This window comes from Pseudomonas sp. SK3(2021) (assembly GCF_016772375.1).
Classification (GTDB): Bacteria; Pseudomonadota; Gammaproteobacteria; order Pseudomonadales; family Pseudomonadaceae; genus Aquipseudomonas; species Aquipseudomonas chlororaphis_I.
In genome coordinates this window covers 3,392,632-3,411,081 of sequence record NZ_CP061943.1, presented here as the reverse complement: position 1 = coordinate 3,411,081, position 18,450 = coordinate 3,392,632, and the positions used below count along the sequence as shown (strand labels likewise).

General features: G+C 62.7%; 15 protein-coding genes. 8 read left to right on the top strand and 7 right to left on the bottom strand.

All coding sequences use genetic code 11. From position 1 onward, the window contains the following. The first annotated feature begins 112 nt into the window (after positions 1-112). Both IF690_RS15270 and IF690_RS15265 read left to right on the top strand, forming a co-directional pair. Positions 113-610: a BCAM0308 family protein gene (locus IF690_RS15270; protein WP_038632369.1), complete on the top strand. Its 498-nt coding sequence runs from the start codon at positions 113-115 to the stop codon at positions 608-610. Positions 611-676: 66 nt separating this feature from the next. Beyond that, positions 677-910, top strand: coding sequence for a hypothetical protein (locus IF690_RS15265; protein WP_038632367.1), 234 nt, complete (start codon positions 677-679; stop codon positions 908-910). A gap of 28 nt (positions 911-938) precedes the next feature. On the opposite strand, the gene IF690_RS15260 is transcribed toward IF690_RS15265, so the two are convergent. The 5 genes from IF690_RS15260 to IF690_RS15240 form a co-directional block, all read right to left on the bottom strand. Then, positions 939-3,761: a cation-translocating P-type ATPase gene (locus IF690_RS15260; RefSeq protein ID WP_202696299.1), complete on the bottom strand. Its 2,823-nt coding sequence runs from the start codon at positions 3,759-3,761 to the stop codon at positions 939-941. Positions 3,762-3,881: 120 nt separating this feature from the next. Next, positions 3,882-6,224: a heavy metal translocating P-type ATPase gene (locus IF690_RS15255; RefSeq protein ID WP_252189475.1), complete on the bottom strand. Its 2,343-nt coding sequence runs from the start codon at positions 6,222-6,224 to the stop codon at positions 3,882-3,884. 61 nt (positions 6,225-6,285) lie between these two features. Then, positions 6,286-7,674 carry an MBL fold metallo-hydrolase RNA specificity domain-containing protein gene (locus IF690_RS15250; protein ID WP_202696298.1) on the bottom strand — a complete coding sequence of 463 codons (1,389 nt, stop codon included), beginning with the start codon at positions 7,672-7,674 and terminating at the stop codon, positions 6,286-6,288. Between the two features lie 97 nt (positions 7,675-7,771). Beyond that, complete coding sequence (locus tag IF690_RS15245) at positions 7,772-8,692, bottom strand: universal stress protein (protein WP_202696297.1); 921 nt, start codon at positions 8,690-8,692, stop codon at positions 7,772-7,774. 72 nt (positions 8,693-8,764) lie between these two features. After that, positions 8,765-9,019, bottom strand: a complete 255-nt coding sequence (locus tag IF690_RS15240; RefSeq protein ID WP_202696296.1) for an Lpp/OprI family alanine-zipper lipoprotein — start codon at positions 9,017-9,019, stop codon at positions 8,765-8,767. A gap of 234 nt (positions 9,020-9,253) precedes the next feature. Between IF690_RS15240 and IF690_RS15235 the strand changes: the two genes are divergently transcribed. The 3 genes from IF690_RS15235 (at position 9,254) to IF690_RS15225 (ending at position 12,309) form a co-directional block, all read left to right on the top strand. Then, positions 9,254-9,901, top strand: a complete 648-nt coding sequence (locus IF690_RS15235) for a BON domain-containing protein (RefSeq protein ID WP_202696295.1) — start codon at positions 9,254-9,256, stop codon at positions 9,899-9,901. An 81-nt stretch (positions 9,902-9,982) separates the two neighbouring features. After that, entirely contained in the window at positions 9,983-11,824 is a 1,842-nt protein-coding gene (ftsH, locus tag IF690_RS15230; RefSeq protein ID WP_202696294.1) for an ATP-dependent zinc metalloprotease FtsH, read from the top strand. A gap of 59 nt (positions 11,825-11,883) precedes the next feature. Further along, a complete protein-coding gene (locus IF690_RS15225; protein ID WP_202696293.1) occupies positions 11,884-12,309 on the top strand; it encodes a potassium channel family protein in 426 nt (141 codons plus the stop codon). A 25-nt stretch (positions 12,310-12,334) separates the two neighbouring features. On the opposite strand, the gene IF690_RS15220 is transcribed toward IF690_RS15225, so the two are convergent. Further along, entirely contained in the window at positions 12,335-14,710 is a 2,376-nt protein-coding gene (locus tag IF690_RS15220; protein ID WP_202696292.1) for a phosphoketolase family protein, read from the bottom strand. 236 nt (positions 14,711-14,946) lie between these two features. Between IF690_RS15220 and fnr the strand changes: the two genes are divergently transcribed. After that, on the top strand, positions 14,947-15,693 hold the full coding sequence (gene fnr, locus IF690_RS15215) for a fumarate/nitrate reduction transcriptional regulator Fnr (protein ID WP_202696291.1): 747 nt from the start codon (positions 14,947-14,949) through the stop codon (positions 15,691-15,693). Positions 15,694-15,718: 25 nt separating this feature from the next. Continuing rightward, positions 15,719-16,702 (top strand): zinc-dependent alcohol dehydrogenase family protein, encoded by a 984-nt coding sequence (locus IF690_RS15210; protein WP_202696290.1) that lies wholly within the window; start codon positions 15,719-15,721, stop codon positions 16,700-16,702. A 12-nt stretch (positions 16,703-16,714) separates the two neighbouring features. Here the strand turns inward: IF690_RS15210 and IF690_RS15205 are convergent, their stop codons facing one another. Then, the gene (locus IF690_RS15205; protein WP_202696289.1) at positions 16,715-17,611 is read right to left on the bottom strand and encodes a universal stress protein; all 897 of its coding nucleotides are present in this window, start codon (positions 17,609-17,611) and stop codon (positions 16,715-16,717) included. 221 nt (positions 17,612-17,832) lie between these two features. Between IF690_RS15205 and IF690_RS15200 the strand changes: the two genes are divergently transcribed. Continuing rightward, entirely contained in the window at positions 17,833-18,396 is a 564-nt protein-coding gene (locus IF690_RS15200) for a GNAT family N-acetyltransferase (protein WP_202696288.1), read from the top strand. Positions 18,397-18,450: the final 54 nt, after the last annotated feature.

Genomic DNA, 18,450 nt, shown 5'->3' with positions numbered 1-18,450 from the left:
CAAATGCAGTCTTGGGTCCACGGTGTTTTCGGTGGGCGGAGGGGTGGTTACTGAATTTTCAGTCACCGCTAAACGTGCAACCTTTTCCATCTCGTGCGCGAGGAGCAAAGCCATGGACAAGTATCAGCAGAGCCAGAAAAACAAACTGTTCAAGCCCGCCATCCATGATCCCTATTACCTGCAACGAATTGAGGGTTCAGCCATCTGCTCGCAGTGTGGAGCGGTTTATCAGGCCGGTAACTGGACCTGGAAACGCCCCGAAAACACCGTCATCCACGACGCGCAAACCGTGACATGCCCCGCCTGCCGGCGCACCGAGGACAACATGCCGGCGGGTACGCTCAGGCTGTCGGGCGGTTTCTTGCTCAAGCATCGAGATGAAATCGTCCATCTGCTCGAAAATACTGAAAAAAAGGAAAAGGCCGATCATGCCCTGGAACGCATCATCAACCTGAGCGACGCGACGGATGAGCTGATCGTGACCACTACCGGCATCCATCTCGCTAATCGCCTGGGCCATGCATTGGTGGCGGCTTTCAAGGGGCACTCCGATTACCAGTACAGCGATGACGAGTATGGGGTGAGCGTCAACTGGACACGTGACGAGTAGCACCAGGCGCGGTCGTTCCAATAGGGAAACGGCCCGGATTCTTTTGTCTCCAGAAGGCGTAAGGCCATGATCATCGATGAGTCTGTAATACCGCACGCTGCCAACCCTGGCCCGATCGAGCGTAGCACGCTGCTGTTTCTTGAAGCGGACCAACTGTACGAGCAAGCCTACGCCTTGCTGAAGGAACCCGTTTCAACGCAAAGCCTGGGTGAGTTTTCTGCTGCGAAAAAACGCGCGGATGAAAAATATCGACAAGCTCGCCAGGAATGGTTGAATGCCAGGCCCCGGATCAACCGCTGACGGCGGTGAACGGGGCTGTGCATGGTTTCTAGGGTGAAACGGCTTTTGCCTGATGCAGACGCATAGCCAGCTTGCGCAGTTCGCTGAACCAGAACACCGTGCTGGCCATTGTCAAACACAGCCCCCACTGGCCTGGCGTCAATGCAGTCGTGCCGAAAGCCTTGTTGAGGGGCACCCAGTGCACTACTGCAATCTGCAAGGCCATCGCCAGGGCGATGGCCCCCCACAACCATCGGTTGGCGAACAAACCGATGAATGCGCTGGCCGACTCTGAACGGGCACTCAGCGCATTGAACAGTTGCGCCAGGACCAGCACCGTAAAAGCGCCGGTACGCGCCCGCTCCAGCGACTCGTTACCCAGGATCAGTCCCCCGGGCAGCATCCAGTCAAGGGTCACTAGGCTCGCCAGCGCCATGACCAGGCCAATCTGGAGCACACCGCTCCACATGCCGGTATCGATGATTCGATCCGTTGGCCTGCGCGGGTTGCGCGTCATGACATCCTCGCTGTGAGGGTCGATCCCCATGGCGATCGCAGGCGCCGCGTCAGTGATCAGGTTGATCCACAGAATCTGGGTGGCCAGCAATGGCAGGATGATCCCGCCCTCCTCATCGACCAGGCCAATCACTCCAGCCCCGACAACGGCAAGAAAGACCGTCAGTACTTCCCCCATGTTGGAGGACAGCAAGTAACGAAGAAACTTGCGAATATTGTCCAGGATTCCACGTCCCTCGCGAACGGCCAGCACAATGGTCGCAAAGTTATCGTCGGCCAGGATCATCTTGCCGGCCTGCTTGGTCACTTCCGTCCCGGTGATGCCCATGGCGATGCCGATATCGGCTGACTTCAGTGCCGGCGCGTCATTCACCCCATCCCCCGTCATGGCCACCACATGCCCCTGCGCCTGAAGCGCATCGACAATCCTCAGTTTGTGCGAGGGGGCCACGCGTGCATAAACAGAGGTCGACTTGACCGCCTCGGCCAAGGCTGCATCATCCAGCCTGTCCAGGTCGGCACCGGTCAGAGCACCGGCACCGGCCTGGATGATGCCCAGGTCCTCGGCGATCCGGGTGGCCGTACGCGGATGGTCGCCCGTGATCATGATGACGCGGATACCTGCCCGACAGGCCTCGGTAATGGCTGGCGCGACTTCTTTGCGCGGAGGGTCGATGATGCCGACCGTACCAATGAAAATCAGCGCCGTCTCCAGGGCACTATCGCCTGTGACTGCCTCGTCGGCCGCCATCGGGCGATAGGCCACCGAAAGCGTGCGCAGCGCGGCTCCCGACAACTCATTCACATCGGCCAGGGCTTTTGCACGAAGGTCGTCGGTCAGTGGCACGACATCCATGCCGACCTGGACATCGCTGCAATGTTGCAGGAGCACATCCGGCGCCCCTTTGCTGATCAGCAGTCGCTCATGGTCGTGCTCATGATCGATGACCAGCACCGACATCATTTTCCGATCGGAGGTAAAGGGTATTTCGGCCACGCGTTCGAAGCGTCCACTGCGGCGTGCCGGTGCATCAAGCTTGCGCTCTGCCACCAGGAAAGCCCCCTCGGTCGGGTCTCCCTGAATCACCCAGGTACCGTCTTCCCGCTGAGCAAGCGCAGCATTGCCGGCCAGGCTTCCGCCGCGTAACAACAGGATATTTTCCCACTGCACCGGCCCATCGCTCATGGCGCGCGCCTGGTGATGGATCTGCCCATGGGGGGCATAGCCGACACCACTGAGCACCGCGCTCCCGGAGGCTGTCATGGTCTGCTGGATGGTCATTTCGGAACGAGTCAGCGTGCCGGTCTTGTCGGTGCAGATGACCGATGCAGCCCCCAGTGTTTCCACTGAGGACAAACGCTTGATGATGGCCTTGTTGCGAGCCATCCGTTGCATGCCGAATGCAAGCACCAGGGACAGAAGAGCGGGCAACCCTTCCGGAACCGCGGCGACCGCCAGGGACACACCTAGCAGGAGAATCCGCAGTACGTCGTCGACACCCCGAATCTCGGTGAGCATCAGTACCGCCATTATGACAATCGACGCAATGATCAGAGCGACAATGCCAAGCATGCGCCCTATTTCACGCACCTCCTTTTGCAGGGGGGTGACTTCCTCGGGGGTGACGTTCAGCAGATGGGCGATCGCCCCTACTTCAGTCGCCATACCGACGGCGGTGACAACCCCGAGCCCGGAACCCTGGACGATCACCGTGCCTTTGAAAACCATATTGCAGCGTTCCGCCACAGGCACCGGAGCACGCAAGCGTTGTGCATGCTTCGAGACGGCTTCACTCTCTCCGGTCAGAGCCGCTTCGAGGATCCGCAAGGTATTGGCCTGAATGAGCCGGGCATCGGCCCCCACCGAATCGCCCTCGGTTAACACCAGCAGATCGCCGATCACCAGTTCGCGACTGGGGACCTGGATTGATACGCCGTCGCGGATGATCGAGGAGGTCGCCTGAGTCAGGTTGGCCAAGGCGGCAACAGCCTGTTGCGAGCGGGTTTCCTGGATGCCCCCCAAAAACGCATTGGCCAGCACGATCAACAGGATGACCCCGGCATCTATGGGCCAGTCATGGCTGCCAACCAGCCACCAGGTGACCAGAGTGATAGCCACTGCCACGAGCAGCAAATAAACCAGAGGATCGCGAAGTTGCGCCAGAAAGTAATGCCAGGCGGGTTTGCCAGGTGCCGTCAGTAACTCATTGAAGCCGTCTCGGTTCAGGCGGGCTCGGGCCTGGGCACTGGACAAGCCCACGCGGGTATCGGTACCCAGCTCGCGGACAATCGTCTCGACACCTTCCAGATATGGAGCAGCGCTACGGTGCTCGCCAGGCTCAACGGCCCTGTTCATCTCATCCCCCCTTTCGCAATGGCGTTTGCATTGTTGCTTCATCGATGGCGTAGCCGAGGCGAACGCACCAGCTGACAGCTGACGATTGCCGGAAAACGGCTGTATGGCGGCCTCATACCGTTAGCGCCAGTCAAGATAACGGTACAGCTCTTCCTCCTGATCGAAATGCAGCCTCACGAGGGTATCCAGGCGAATCAACTGATGCTGGATCTCCTCGGCAGAAGCCGTGGCGGGGTCGGCGCTGAAGTCGGCGCTCATACGTGCCAGCAAATGGATGAGGCGAAAAATTTCCCGGTGAGCGTGGCTCATCGTCGACAGCGGGTCCTCGCCCGGCAGGCTGCGAGTCAGCAACGGGTACAGGGTGTTTTCATCGTCGCGCTCATGTTGCGCCAGCGATGTCTGCAGCTTTGCAACCAGTTCCAGCAAGTCGGCCTGTGCCTGCTCAAGGGGGCGCCGCGAAAAGTCACTGGCCAGTTGATGCAGATCGCTCAGCACCGCGGCCAGTTGCTGGTGTTCGTCCTGCAGGTGATCGATATCTTCTGCGGCAAGCCTTCGTTGCCCCATTCCCGGCAGAGGCCCCAATGCACGCAGGGCGTTAATGATGATCAATACATCAATGCCCTCCTGCACAACGGCACCGACAAGCGCTGGCAGGTAACCGAGCGCCGCCACGACCATGGCCAACAGTGACATGCCCATGCCGACCCATACCCCCTGCCGGGCGATCCGGCAGGTCCGGCGAGCGATGTCCAGCGCATCGACCAGGCGGTCCAGGCGATCGACCAGCAATACGACACCCGCCGCTTGCGCTGAAGCCGTGGCACCGCTGGCGCCCATCGCCACGCCGACATTGGCCGCCGCCAGCGAGGGGGCATCGTTGATGCCGTCGCCGACCATCAGTGTGCTGGCGCGCTGGCAGCCCTGCTGGACAGCCTGCACCTTGTCCTTGGGCGTCAACCCGGCTCGCAGCTCGTCGATCCCGGCAGACAGGGCAATCATCTCGGCGGTTTCCAGGCGGTCCCCGGTGAGCATGACGATTTTCTCGATGCCTCGGTTGCGCAATCGCCGCAAGGTCTGCGGGGTTTCTCGGCGCACCTTGTCCGAAAACACCAGCAGGCCAGCCAGCGCCCCGTCCACCTCGATGAAGCTGCCACTGCACGCCAGGTAATCCATGTGGCGCAGCATGGCCGTGGCCCAGTCGGTCGCAGGTGCTTGTCCATGAGCAAAAGACAAGGTGCCGAAACGCACGCGCCGGCCTTCGACCAGGCCACAAAGCCCCGAGCCGGGATGTTCCTCCACCTCCCGCGGAACGCTGAGCGATAAATGGCGTTGATGTGCCGCCTCGACCATTGCCTGGCAGATGGGGTGCGTCGAAGCCTGCGCCAGCGAGGCCGCCAGGCCAAGCAGGTGCTGGGGATTGGCCAGCCCGTTGACTTCTATCGACTGCAAGCGCGCATGGCCGCTGGTCAGCGTGCCGGTCTTGTCGAGAAATACCTGCCTGATCCCGGCCAACGCCTCCAGGGTCGTGCCGTCCTTGATCAATATCCCGCGCCGCGCCGCCCTGGAAATGCCTGACATGATGGAAATCGGCACCGCCAGGATCAACGGGCAAGGCGTGGCGACCACCAGCACCGCCAGAACCCGTAAGGGATCGCCACTCATTTGCCAGGCCACCGCGGCGATCAGCAAGGTCAGCGGGATGAACAGCAGCGCATAGCGGTCGGCCAGGCGCACAAAAGGCGCGCGCGAGCGTCGTGCCGTCTCCGCCAGCCGCACTATCCCGGCATAGGTGCTTTGCGCTGCCGTGCGCGTGGCGGCCAGCAGGACAGGTCCACCCACATTGGATACGCCGCTGGGCAGTTGCTCGCCTTTGCGGCGGGTTACCGGCAACGACTCACCGCTGAGCGCCGATTCGTCCAGGATGGCCGCGGGGCTCAGCAATCGGCCATCGACCGGTATCACCTCCCCCAGGCGCACCAGCAATGTCTGCTGCGGTTGGATCTGTTCGACAGGGACCCTGCGCAAGCCGCCCTGCTCCTGCAACCAGGCAAAACGTGGGGCGCGATCGATGAGCGCGCGCAGCTCGCGCTCGGCGCGTTGCCGGGTGAAGAATTCCAGGGTGCGCCCGGTAGCCAGCATCAAGGCAATCACCGCAGCCACCAGCATTTGCTCCAGGACCAGGGCGGCAATCATCGACATCAGCGCGATCAGGTCTACCCCCGCCTCCCGCCGGGCCAGGCGCCGGGCAATCTCGACCAGCAGGACCAGGGTCATCACCAGGCTGCCCGCGGCCCAGCCGAGCGATGCCCAGCCGGGCTGTTGCGCCATGTGCGCAACGCCACCGGCCAGGAGGGTCAGGACACAGAACAGCAATAGCAGCGGGTTCAGCCACTTGCCGAGCGTCGAGGAGATTTCCTCGAAAGGCGATTCGCATTCAGCGCTGTGAAAACCGTTGTCCTTCATAGGATCACTCTTGCATCCACCCCGACGCCTCGATCGATGAGTGGCAACACCGGGGGATCTGTCAGAGCGACGGGCTTGCTGGCGGGGCGGCAGCCGAGAGCTCGACGCTGTCGCGGTACTCCGGCACCGAGACCGACCATCCCAGCTCCTGGCTGATGCGGCGGCGCAGCACGTCCGAGGCATTGGGTTCGCCGTGTACCACGAAAGTGTGCTGCGGCGGCCGCTTGAACCCGCGCAACCACTGCATGATCTCATCGGCGTCGGCGTGCGCGGACAAGGTTTCCATGGGCACCACTTCGGCGCGGATCGGCACATCCTTGCCGTGGATACGCACCGACTCGGCGCCGGCGACAATCTGCGCGCCGCGGGTGCCGCCGGCCTGGAAGCCCGGAACCAGCAACGTATTGATCGGGTTGGGGGCCAGCGCCTTGAGGTGGTGAACCACCCGGCCACCGGTGGCCATGCCACTGGCGGCGATGATCACCGCGGGCGTGCGCTGCAGGTCCAGGTTGATCGATTCCTGGGTCGTGCGCACGAAATGCGCGACACGGCACATGCCTTCGCACTCCTCCTGGGAGAGGCGGTGCTCACTGCGAAAACGCTGGTACAGGCGCGTGACATCGGTGGCCATGGGGCTGTTGAGGTAGATCGGCAGGTCGGGAATCGCACGCTTCTGCAGCAGCCGGTACAGGTGATACATCAGCAATTGCGCGCGCCCTACCGCAAACGACGGTACCAGCGTGATGCCACGGCGCATCGCGGTTCGGTTAATGACCTGCGCCAGTTGCTCTTCCGGCGAGTCGAGGGGATGCCGGCGGTCGCCATAGGTCGACTCCACCAGCAGATAATCGGCCTGTTCGATGGTTTCCGGGGCGAACATCAAAGGGTCATTGGGCCGCCCCAGGTCCCCGGAGCACACCAGCGTGACGCCGCCGGCCACGACTTCCACCGTGGCCGCGCCAAGAATATGCCCGGCGCAGCGCAACAGGATGCTCATGCCCGGGACGATGTCGACCCGATGGTGCAACTCCACCGGCCGTAGCAGCTTCAGGGCACGTTCCGCGTCCTGCTCGGTATAGAGCGGCAGCGCCGGGGTGTGTTTCGAGTATCCATGGCGATTGGCGAACTCGGCCTCTTCCTCCTGCAGGCGGCCACTGTCGCGCAACAGGATTTTCGCCAGCTCACAGGTGGCGGCGGTGGCATACACCGGGCCTCGGTAACCGTTGCGCGCCAGTACCGGCAGGTAGCCGCTGTGATCCAGGTGGGCATGGGTCAGGACAATGGCATCCAGGTCGCGAACCGGTAGCTGGAACGGGTCCCAGTTATGCAGGCGCAATTGCTTGTAGCCCTGGAACAGGCCGCAATCGATCAGCACGTGCTGGCCTTCATGCTCCAGCAGGTATTTGCTGCCGGTGACCGTGCCGGCCGCTCCGAGAAATGACATTCGCATGGCTGTCTCCTTGAACCTTCATGGGAGCGCTCTCGATCACTCCTGTCGCCCTGGCGCCCGTTGGCTTTTATCGACCATAGCCGCTCCCGCGGTCATTTCAGCCGGTCTCGGCGGGTGGCGTGACCAGCATCAGGCTGCAGGGGGCGCGGTACAGCAGGTTCTCGGCGGTGCTGCCGACGAAAATCTCGACGCCGTGGCGGCAGGCCGTGCCCATTACAACCATGTCGAAAACGTTCCTGCGGGCGAAATGGCCGATCACCTGATGGGGAATGCCGGCCAGCAGATGTCGGTGTTTCTTCTCGATGCCATAACGCTCGGCGAGCAGGTCGAAGGCCTCTTGCTGGGCATCGTTGACCGCATCCCGCAAGCTGTCGTCCAGGCTCGAGGTCGGCACGCTCATCACCGCGTCCCCCACCACCGACCAGTTTCTGACATTGAGCAGGTGCAAGGTCGCGCCGCAGGACGTTGCCAGCGTCGAGGCCAGGTCGAGGATCCGTTTATTGAGCCCTTGGGTCAGCGCTTCCAGGTGGGACAGGTCGATGGCGGCAAGGATCTTCAACGGCTTGGGGTTTTCCGCGCTGGTGACCAGGTGCAAGGGGGCGGGACAGTCACGCAGCAGCAGCCAGTCCAGGGGCCGGTGGAAGACCCGGTCGAGCGCCGGCACCCGTTGCACATCCTTGATCACCAGGTCCGGGTGGAAGTCGTTCACGTACTCAAGCACGTGGCCCGGGCTCAACCTGGCCCAGACCACCTCAGTGGTCACCTGCCCTCCCTTGCATCGCTCCAGCCTGGCCTGTTGCTCGAGCCAGTGCCGGTGCACCTGCAGGTATCCTTCCCGGGCCTGGGTCATCGCGTCGTGGTCGAACAGGCCGGCCACCGCCAGCGCGTTGACATAATCGAAAGCGACAATGTGCAACATTGCACCTGTTGCGCAGGCCAACGCCTGCGCCCGTTCGAAGGCGGGGGTGCGAATCATCTCCGTCGGTGCAATGAGCAGTAAACGTTGTAATTTCAACATCACACACCTCGTCCTGGAAACGCTTTACCGTGTAACTGCTTCCTGCCGGGAGCGTCGTTCAAACATCATTCATTACTTGCGAGCCGCCTTATCGAGCATCCGGCGAGCACGTTCATTGGCCTCATCCGCGGTCCGTTGCGCCTGGCTGGCCGCTGCCTCTGCCCGTTCCGCCTTCAAATAGGCCTCATCGGCCCTGAGCCTCGCCGTCGCGGCGTTGTTTTCCGCGGACTCCAGTCGCGCGTCGATTTCCTGGGCATATCGGTGGCTGCAACCGGCAGCCGTCGCCAACACGATGTTCAGCAATACAACGGGCAAGTGCTTATCCATGGTTTTCCCCTCAGTCGGTCGCGACCGGATAGCTTCAGGCTGTGTTTCGAGTATCGGGCGTTATCGACGTGAACCTCTGATCTTTGTCAACTAATGCCGGCTAGCGATCAGCGGACGGACTCAGCGAAGCCTTGTTGATTTAACTCAATGTCCTGGCGTCGCTCAGGCGTAGAAAAAACCACAGAGGCCGGTTTGTGACCCGTACAACCAACACATCAGCCAAAGGACACCATCATGAGCGATCTGAATCTGCGTAAATTCATCCTGGAGGAGCTGGAGTTCCAGCCCGATATCGATGCCGCCAACATCGGCGTGACAGTGGAGAACGGCGTGGTCACGCTCACGGGCCACGTCAACAGCTACGCCCAGAAAATCAGTGCCGAACGTGCGGTAAAGGGCATCAAGGGGGTGCGCGCGCTGGCCGAGGAAATCCAGGTCAGGCTGGAAAAAGGCGCCGGCACGGCGGACGACACCATTGCCAACCGAGCCGCGAACATCCTCAGTTGGAGTTCAGACGTTCCTGAAGGCGACATCAAGATCATGGTGCAGAACGGCTGGATCACCCTCGAAGGCGAAGTCGACTGGCAGTACCAGAAAGAAACCGCGGAGCGGGCGGTACGCAAGTTGTCTGGCGTGGTGGGCGTGGACAATCGACTTACCCTGCGTCCGCGGGTGGAAGTGGCCGATATCCGGCAGCGTATCGAGGATGCCCTCAAGCGCAATGCGGAAATCGATGCCAAGGCCATTCACATCAAGGTCGACGGTGATGTGGTCAGGCTTGAAGGCAGGGTTCATTTGTGGCGCGAACGGCAGATAGCCGAACGAGCCGCCTGGTCGGTGCCGGGGGTGAGGAAGGTAGACGATCATTTGCTGATCGCCTGAATCGATCACCCGGGGAGCCCACGGCCGCCCCGGGCGATCGACGGTCTGCCCGGCCCCTGCCCCTCTCCTTGAGCCAAGGCCATGAACAAAAGTCATCAATGGAACCTGTCCTACTTCGTGATCACGTTGGCCATGGTCGTCCTCGCGCAGTTTCTCTTTTTCGATCGTCATGCCGTGCAGGACATTCCTTACAGCCAGTTCCTGCAACTGCTGAACGAGCAGAAGGTCAGCGACCTGCGCATCGAGAAGGACCGGATCAGCGGCAAACTGCAGCCCCCCATCGATGGATACACCCTGTTCTCGACCGTGCGGGTCGAGCCGGCGCTGGCGGCGGATCTTGCCCGATCGGCTGTCGGATTCAGGGGGATCAATGAAAACACCCTGGTGAGCAACCTGCTGGGGTGGTTGCTACCTTTTGTCCTCATCATGGCGGTCTGGCATTTCCTGTTTCGCGGGCTGGCAGAAAAACAGGGCCTGGGTGGCTTGATGAGCATCGGCAAGTCCCGGGCCAAAGTGTTCGTGGAGCGCGATACCGGGGTGACCTTCGCCGATGTCGCGGGTATCGATGAAGCCAGGGCCGAACTGGTGGAGATCGTCTCGTTCCTCAAGGACAAGGCCAGGTACGCGCGCCTTGGGGCACATATTCCCAAGGGGACATTGCTGGTCGGTCCACCGGGTACGGGCAAGACCCTGGTGGCCAAGGCCATCGCCGGGGAAGCCGGGGTACCGTTTTTCTCGATCTCGGGCTCCGAATTCGTCGAAATGTTCGTTGGCGTCGGTGCCGCCCGGGTGCGTGATCTGTTCGATCAGGCCAGGCAGGCTGCGCCCTGCATTATTTTCATCGATGAGCTCGATGCCCTGGGCAAGATGCGGGGTATCGGCGCATTCGGTGGCAATGACGAAAAAGAGCAGACGCTCAACCAGCTGCTGGCCGAGCTGGACGGATTCGACCCCCGCGAAGGCGTCGTCCTGCTGGCCGCGACCAACCGTCCCGAGATTCTCGACCCGGCACTGCTACGGGCAGGCCGGTTCGATCGGCAGCTCCTGATCGATCGCCCCGACCGCAAAGGCCGAGAGGCGATTCTCAAGGTCCACCTGAAAAAAATCGCCGCGGCAGCGGACCTCGATTGCCAGCGTATCGCCGACATCACCACCGGTTTCACGGGCGCCGACCTGGCCAACCTGGTCAACGAAGCCGCCATCGTGGCCACCCGCCGCGGCGCCGAGTCGGTGCACCTCGACGACTTCACCTCGGCGGTGGAGCGCCTTGTCGCGGGGGTTGAGCGCAAGAGCAGCCTGCTGCACCCCGACGAACGCAAGGTGGTGGCCTATCACGAGATGGGGCATGCCCTCGCCGCCAGCAGCCTGCCGGCCATGGACCCGGTCCACAAGGTGTCGATCATCCCCCGCGCTGCCGGTTCCCTGGGTTATACCCTGCAGCGGCCGACCGAGGATCGCTTCCTGATCAGTTGCCAGATGCTCAAGGACCGGATTGTCGTGCTGATGGCCGGGCGCGCCGCCGAGTTCCTTGCCTATGGCCAGATATCCACCGGCGCCGCCGACGACCTGGGGCACGCCACCGACATTGCCCGCCAGTTGATCACTCGGTTCGGCATGGACTCGACACTCGGCCAGTCGGTACTCGAACGGCAACCTGCAAGCTATTTGGGCGAACACCTGCCGCGAAGTGGCGAGAGAGACTATTCGGAACAAACCGCCCGGGAAATTGACCTGGGGATCCGCACCTTGCTCGATGAAGCCTATGACAGGGCCAAGGCCCTGCTCCAGAGCCGCCGGAGCGACCTGGATGCCGGAGCCTGCCTGCTGCTGGAGAAGGAGACCCTGACCCCTGAGGAATTTCCACCGCTGCGGCCGTTGGTGCCAGCCCCGGCATTGCAGCGGCTGAGTGCCACGCGGTCCTGACCGGGCATCGGTCTGCGCAACGAACGCGCGCCCTTCCCCTTTTCAGCTGGAGGCCCGTCATGCTCGTTGTCACGCTGATCAATACGCTGGTGGTGGTCATCGTCGTGGTCATTCACTACGAATGCCTGCTACGCCTGAACGACTGGCTGCCCAGGCTTAAACTCTGGAGCCGCTTCAGGATCGTTGTCGGGGTGTTCGGTGCGCTGATGGCTCATGCGCTGGAAGTCTGGTGCTTCGCGCTGGTCTATTACCTGATGATGCTCTCCAGTGGGTGGGGCGACCTGAAGGGCACCTTCGATGGCTCGCTCATGGACTGCGTGTACTTTTCCTTCACCACCTACACGACGATCGGTTTCGGCGACATTTCACCTGTGGGCAACCTCAAATACCTGACCGGGCTGCAGGCATTGACCGGGTTGGTCCTCATATCCTGGACAGCATCGTTCCTGTTTCTCGAAATGCAGAAGTACTGGAAGAACAAATGACCCCCGGCCCTGCACGCTCTGACACTCAAGTAGCGGTTGCCGGCGTCCATTGCCAATTCAGCACCTCGGGCATGTCCTGCCCGTGCTCGATGAGGTAGAGCTTGTGTTTTTCCAGGGTCGACCAGTAGCGCGACCGCGCGGGCTGCACCTGATCGTGCAGCCGGGGAACCCGCTCGATCACGTCCAGCGCCAGCTGGTAACGATCCAGGTTGTTGAGCACCGCCATGTCGAACGGGGTGGTGGTCGCGCCCTCCTCCTTGAAGCCACGCACATGGAAACGCTCGGGATTGTTTCGCTTGTAGAGCAACCTGTGGATCAGTGCCGGGTAGCCGTGGAACGCGAAGATCACCGGCTTGTCGAGGGTAAACAGCTCCTCGAACGCACTGTCCGGCAAACCGTGGGGGTGCTGGTATGAGGGCTGCAGCACCATCAGGTCGACGACATTCACCACCCTCACCCGCAGGTCCGGGACGTACTCACGCAGCAGGGTCACCGCGGCCAGGGTCTCCAGGGTCGGCACGTCGCCGGCGCAGGCCATCACTACGTCGGGGTCCTGGTCATCCCGGCAGGCCCAGTCCCATCGACCGATCCCGGCCTGGCAATGCCGGATGGCCGCATCGATATCCAGCCACTGCCATTCCGCTTGCTTGCCGGCCACGATGACGTTGATGTAGTTGCGGCTGCGCAAGCAGTGATCGGCGACCGACAACAGGCAATTGGCATCGGGTGGCAGATAGATTCGCGCTATATCGGCCTTTTTGTTCGCCAGCAGGTCGATGAACCCCGGGTCCTGGTGGGAGAAGCCGTTATGGTCCTGGCGCCAGACATGGGAGGTCAGCACATAGTTGAGCGAGGCCACGGGTTTGCGCCACGGCACCTCGGCGGCGGTTTTCAGCCATTTGGCGTGCTGATTGACCATCGAATCGACGATGTGAATGAAGGCCTCGTAACAGGACAGCAGACCATGCCGCCCCGTCAGCAGGTAGCCCTCGAGCCACCCTTCGCAAACCTGTTCGCTGAGGATCTCCATCACCCGGCCGTCAGCCGCCAGGTCGCTGTCGTCCGGCTCTTGCAGATCCATCCAGGCCTTGGCACTGACCTCATAGACCGCGTCCAGCCGGTTCGAGGCCGTTTCATCCGGGCCGAACAAGCGGAAATTGCGCGACAGCAGACTGTTTTTCATCACGTCCCGCAGGAACCTGCCCAGCACGCGGGTGGCCTCTGCCCGCAGGCAGCCCGGCGCCGCGAACTGCACGGCATAGTCGGCGAACCGTGGCAGATCCAGCGACCGCAGCAACAAGCCGCCATTGGCATGGGGGTTGGCGCTCATGCGCCGGTGTCCGGTGGGGGCCAGCGCGGCAAGCTCGGGCAGCAAGGCGCCGTTGGCATCGAACAGTTCGTCGGGGCGGTAGCTGTTGAGCCACTCCTCGAGCTGGCGCAGGTGCAGCGGTTGCTGGAAATCGGCCAGGGGCACCTGATGCGCCCGGCAGGTGCCTTCGACCCGATGGCCATCGACGAACTTCGGCCCGGTCCAGCCCTTGGGGGTGCGTAACACCAGCATGGGCCAGAGGGGCCGCTCCGGAGCCTGGTCCTGGCTATTGCGGCGGGCGACGCGCTGGATCTCGCGAATTTCCAGCAGCACCGTGTCCAGTGTCTTGGCCAGCGCCTGATGCACCTCCATCGGGTCGTCGCCTTCGACGAAATACGGGTCGTAGCCATAGCCATACATCAAGGCCGCCAGCTCGTCCTCGCTGATCCTGGAGAGCAGCGCAGGATTGGCGATCTTGTAGCCGTTGAGGTGCAGGATCGGCAACACCGCGCCGTCGCGCGCCGGGTTGAGGAATTTGTTGGAATGCCAGCTGGCCGCCAGCGTTGCCGTTTCCGCCTCTCCATCGCCGATGACACAGGCCACGATCAGCTCCGGATTATCGAAGGCGGCGCCGTAGGCATGGGCCAGGCTGTAGCCCAGTTCGCCACCTTCATGGATCGACCCTGGAATCTGCGCCGAGACATGGCTGGAGATCCCGTACGGCCAGGAAAACTGCCGGAACAGGCGGCTCAGGCCGCTGGTGTTGCGCCCCACCTCTGGATTGAGCTCGGTGTAGGTGCCTTCCAGGTAGGTCTGGGCCACGACAGCCGGCCCGCCATGACCGGGGCCGGCGATAAAGATCATGTTCAGATCGTACTGGTTGATCAGCCGATTGAGGTGCGTGTAGATGAGGTTGAGCCCCGGTGCGGTGCCCCAGTGCCCCAATAACCGCGGCTTGATATGGGCCAGGGCCAGCGGCGCCTTCAGCAACGGGTTGTCCTTGAGGTAGATCTGCCCGACCGCCAGGTAGTTGGAGGCCCGCCAGTAGGCATCCAGCGTCTCCAGTTGTTCCGCACTCAGGAAATCGCTCATGAAGTTCTCCGCCAGGGCCCGGCCCACCGATCGAGATGCATCGATTCTGGGAGCCTGGAACACTCAAGACTTGATTTACATCAAGCACCGGCGAGGCCATTGAAGCTGAATAAGCCATCGCGCCATCGACGCCGTTCAACTTCCACTCGTCGTGTGCTTTTTGCCAGCAGCCGGACGACCTGCCCTGACGAAGCTCAAGGACTATGCTTTATTAACCGATAGAGGGTTTTCATAGCATGCCAGACGTCCAAGTGCACCCGAGCCATCACCTCAAGGCTGCCTGCGCCAATTGCAGCGTCTTGGAGCTGTGCCTGCCGTTTGGCCTGAACGGGCAGGAAATCGAGCGCCTGGACACCCTGATCGTGCAACGGTTCAAGGTCAGGAAAGGCGCCGCCCTCTATCGCACCGGCGATCCATTGCGCTCGCTGTATGCCGTGCGTATCGGCTCGTTCAAGACCAGTGTACTTTCACTCGATGGGCGCGAGCAGGTCACCGGCTTCCAGATGCCGGGCGAGATGCTTGGCCTGGACGCCATCAGCAGCGACACGCACACCTGTAACGCGCTGGCCCTCGAAGACAGCGAAGTCTGCCCGATCCATTTTACCCACCTGGAAAAACTCGCCCTGGAGCTGCCATCGCTGCAGCACAACCTGAACCGCATCCTCAGCCGCGAGATCGTGCGCGATCACGACATGTTGATGATGCTGGGCAACATGAACTCCGACGAGCGCCTGGCGGCCTTCCTGTTGAACCTGTCGCAACGCCTGAGCCAGCGAGGCTACTCGTCCAGGGACTTCATCCTGAAGATGCGCCGCGAGGAGATCGGCTCCTACCTGGGGCTGAGACTGGAAACCATCTGCCGGGGCATCGCGCACCTGCGGGACCAGGGGCTGGTGGAAATTTCCGGCCGGGAAGTCAAGGTTTTGAACATGGAGGGGCTCAAGCAATTGGTCGCAGGTTGCCACCGCTCCGCCCTGCGCTGACCCCCGCGAGCCTGGGAGAACCATCATGCGCGCCATGGTCCTGCATGCCCCCGGCGAACCGTTGCGCCGGGAACAACGCCCGGTCCCGGCACCCGGGCCCCAGCAACTGCTGATCAAAGTCCTGGCCTGCGGCGTCTGCCGCACCGACCTGCACCTGGTCGATGGCGAGTTGCCCCAGGCGGTGCTGCCCCGGGTACCGGGCCACGAAATCGTCGGCCAGGTGACCGCGGTGGGCGCTGACGTCGCGCCCGACTGGATCGGCCGACGGGTGGGCGTTCCCTGGCTCGGCTGGACCTGCGGCGAATGCGAGTTCTGCCGCACGGGCCGGGAAAACCTGTGCGACCAGGCGCAATTTACCGGTTGTCACCTGGACGGCGGCTACGCCGACTACAGCCTCGCCGACGCCCGTTTCTGCCTGCCGCTGCCCGACGCGCTCCCGGCCACCCAGGCCGCGCCGTTGTTGTGTGCCGGGCTGATCGGTTTTCGAGCGTTGCGGATGGCCGGGAACGCGCGCCACCTGGGCCTCTACGGTTTCGGCGCGGCAGCGCACCTGGCGATCCAGCTAGCGCTGGGGCGTGGACAGCAGGTGTATGCCTTCACCCGGCCGGATGACCGCGCGGGCCAGGACTATGCCCGGTCGCTGGGGGCCAGTTGGGCCGGCCCCTCGGATCAGCCTCCGCCGCACCCGCTCGATGCCAGCCTGATCTTCGCCCCCGTCGGCCCGCTGGTGCCGCTGGCGCTGGCCGTCACGGTCAAGGGCGGTTGCGTGATCTGCGCCGGTATCCACATGAGCGACATCCCGGCATTCCCTTACCGGCTGCTCTGGGGCGAACGCAGTGTGCGCTCGGTGGCCAACCTGACCCGTGAAGACGGCAGCGCGTTTTTCGCAGAGTTGCAGCACACCCCGGTTCACTGCGACGTCAGCTGCTTCGCCCTGGACGATGCCAACCAGGCACTGGAGCGCCTGCGGTCCGGTCAATCCAAGGGTGCGATCGTGCTCACCCCATGACGCCCGAACCGCTCACCTGACGGCCAGAATGCTGCCCGGCACCGAGTACAGCGCGCGTTCGGTATTGCTGCCGATCAAGCGGTCGATCCCCAGCCGATGCACAGTCCCCATCACCACCACATCGGCCAGGTACTGCTCGACGAAATCACTGATCGCAGGCACCGGCGGGCCCGGGACGAAGTGCCGGCGTTCCGGCGGGATGGCGTAGCGCTCCGCCAGGGTGACAAACGCCTGGTGCAAGGACTCACGCAGCTCTTCGACGACATCCATGCCCCAGCCACCGCTGACCAGCGGTGCATCGCCATTGAAGGCCAGCGACAGGTCATAGGCGTACAGCAGGTGCAATGGTGCATCGCATTGCAGGGCCAGGACGTTGGCCGTCTGGATGATGGTGTCGTTCAGGCCGCTGATCTGTGTCGATGGATCGAATGGATCCACCGCCGCCACGACCCGGTGCGGCAACCCGTAGCGGGCCTGGTTGACCAGGTGCACGGGGATCGGGCATTCACGCAGCAAATGACAATCGAGCGGCGTGATGAACACCCGCTTGAGCAACGGTTCCAGGCTGGCGTCCTTGATCAGCAGGTCGGGGCCGAGTTCCTCGACCGTCTTCAGGATGTCCAGCAGCGGATGAGTGGTGAACAGCACTTCGACGGTCGCCTCCAGCCCCAGGTCGCCGAGCCGCTGGGTCTCTTCGGCCACCCATCGGCGATGACGGCGCATGTAACGCTGATAGCCCGCCTCGTCGATTCTCTCTTCCCATACATGCACCACCGGCGCCGGCTCGGCAAAGGCGCGTACATGCAACACGGCCCCGCTGGCCTTGGCCAGCGCGACGGCCCGCAGCGAGGCTGGCGACTGATGCAGGCCTGGATCGGCGATCAGCAGCAAACGTTGGTAATGCCCCATCACACACCTCGCTCAGGCACCGGTCGAACTGGCCGGCATGGGCCAAGAGTGCGCCTTGTCCCCCGGTAGGCGGCTTGATTTACATCAGATTCCAATCGATGAGCGACGTCTGTCGCCTGTGTCTGATCCAGATCAGATCCGGGTGCCATCAGCGGGGTAAAAACCAAGTGAACCGCGTGTGCTGCCGCGCGGCCCCTTTCGGCCATATGGAGAACCCCATCATGCTCACTGTCAAAGACCACAACGAACGGGCCGCCGCGGTCTATGCCGCGGTTCCCGGAGAACACTGGATCGACGCGCTGAGGGATGGCCGTCATGTGCTGGTCCGGCCACTGGCGGAAAAGGACCGCGAGCGCGAGTACGCCTTTATCAAGCGCCTGTCTCCCGAATCCAGGCACATGCGTTTTCTCGCCCAGATCAACGACCCCAGCGGTGCCATGCTCGACCAGTTGATGGACACCGACGGCAAGCAGCGCATGGCGTACGTCGCGCTGGCTCACGAGAATGGACAACTGATCGAGATCGGCATCAGCCGCTACGCCGCCACGGGCGAGCATGAATGCGAGTGCGCGGTGACCGTCGCCGACGAATGGACGCACCTGGGCCTGGGGACCTTATTGATGGAGCATCTGATCAAGGCTGCCCGCAAGAACGGTTTTCGCCAGATGTATTCGATCGACGCCGCCAGCAATGCGCCCATGCGCGACCTGGCCAAGGCCCTGGGTTTCGAACGCAGCCAGGATCCCGACGACAGTCGCCAGGTCATCCATCGCCTCCAGCTGTAAAAGCAGCGCCCGTGGCGTGCCGGCCAGCGGTCCGCCACGGGCGACTCACCCCTC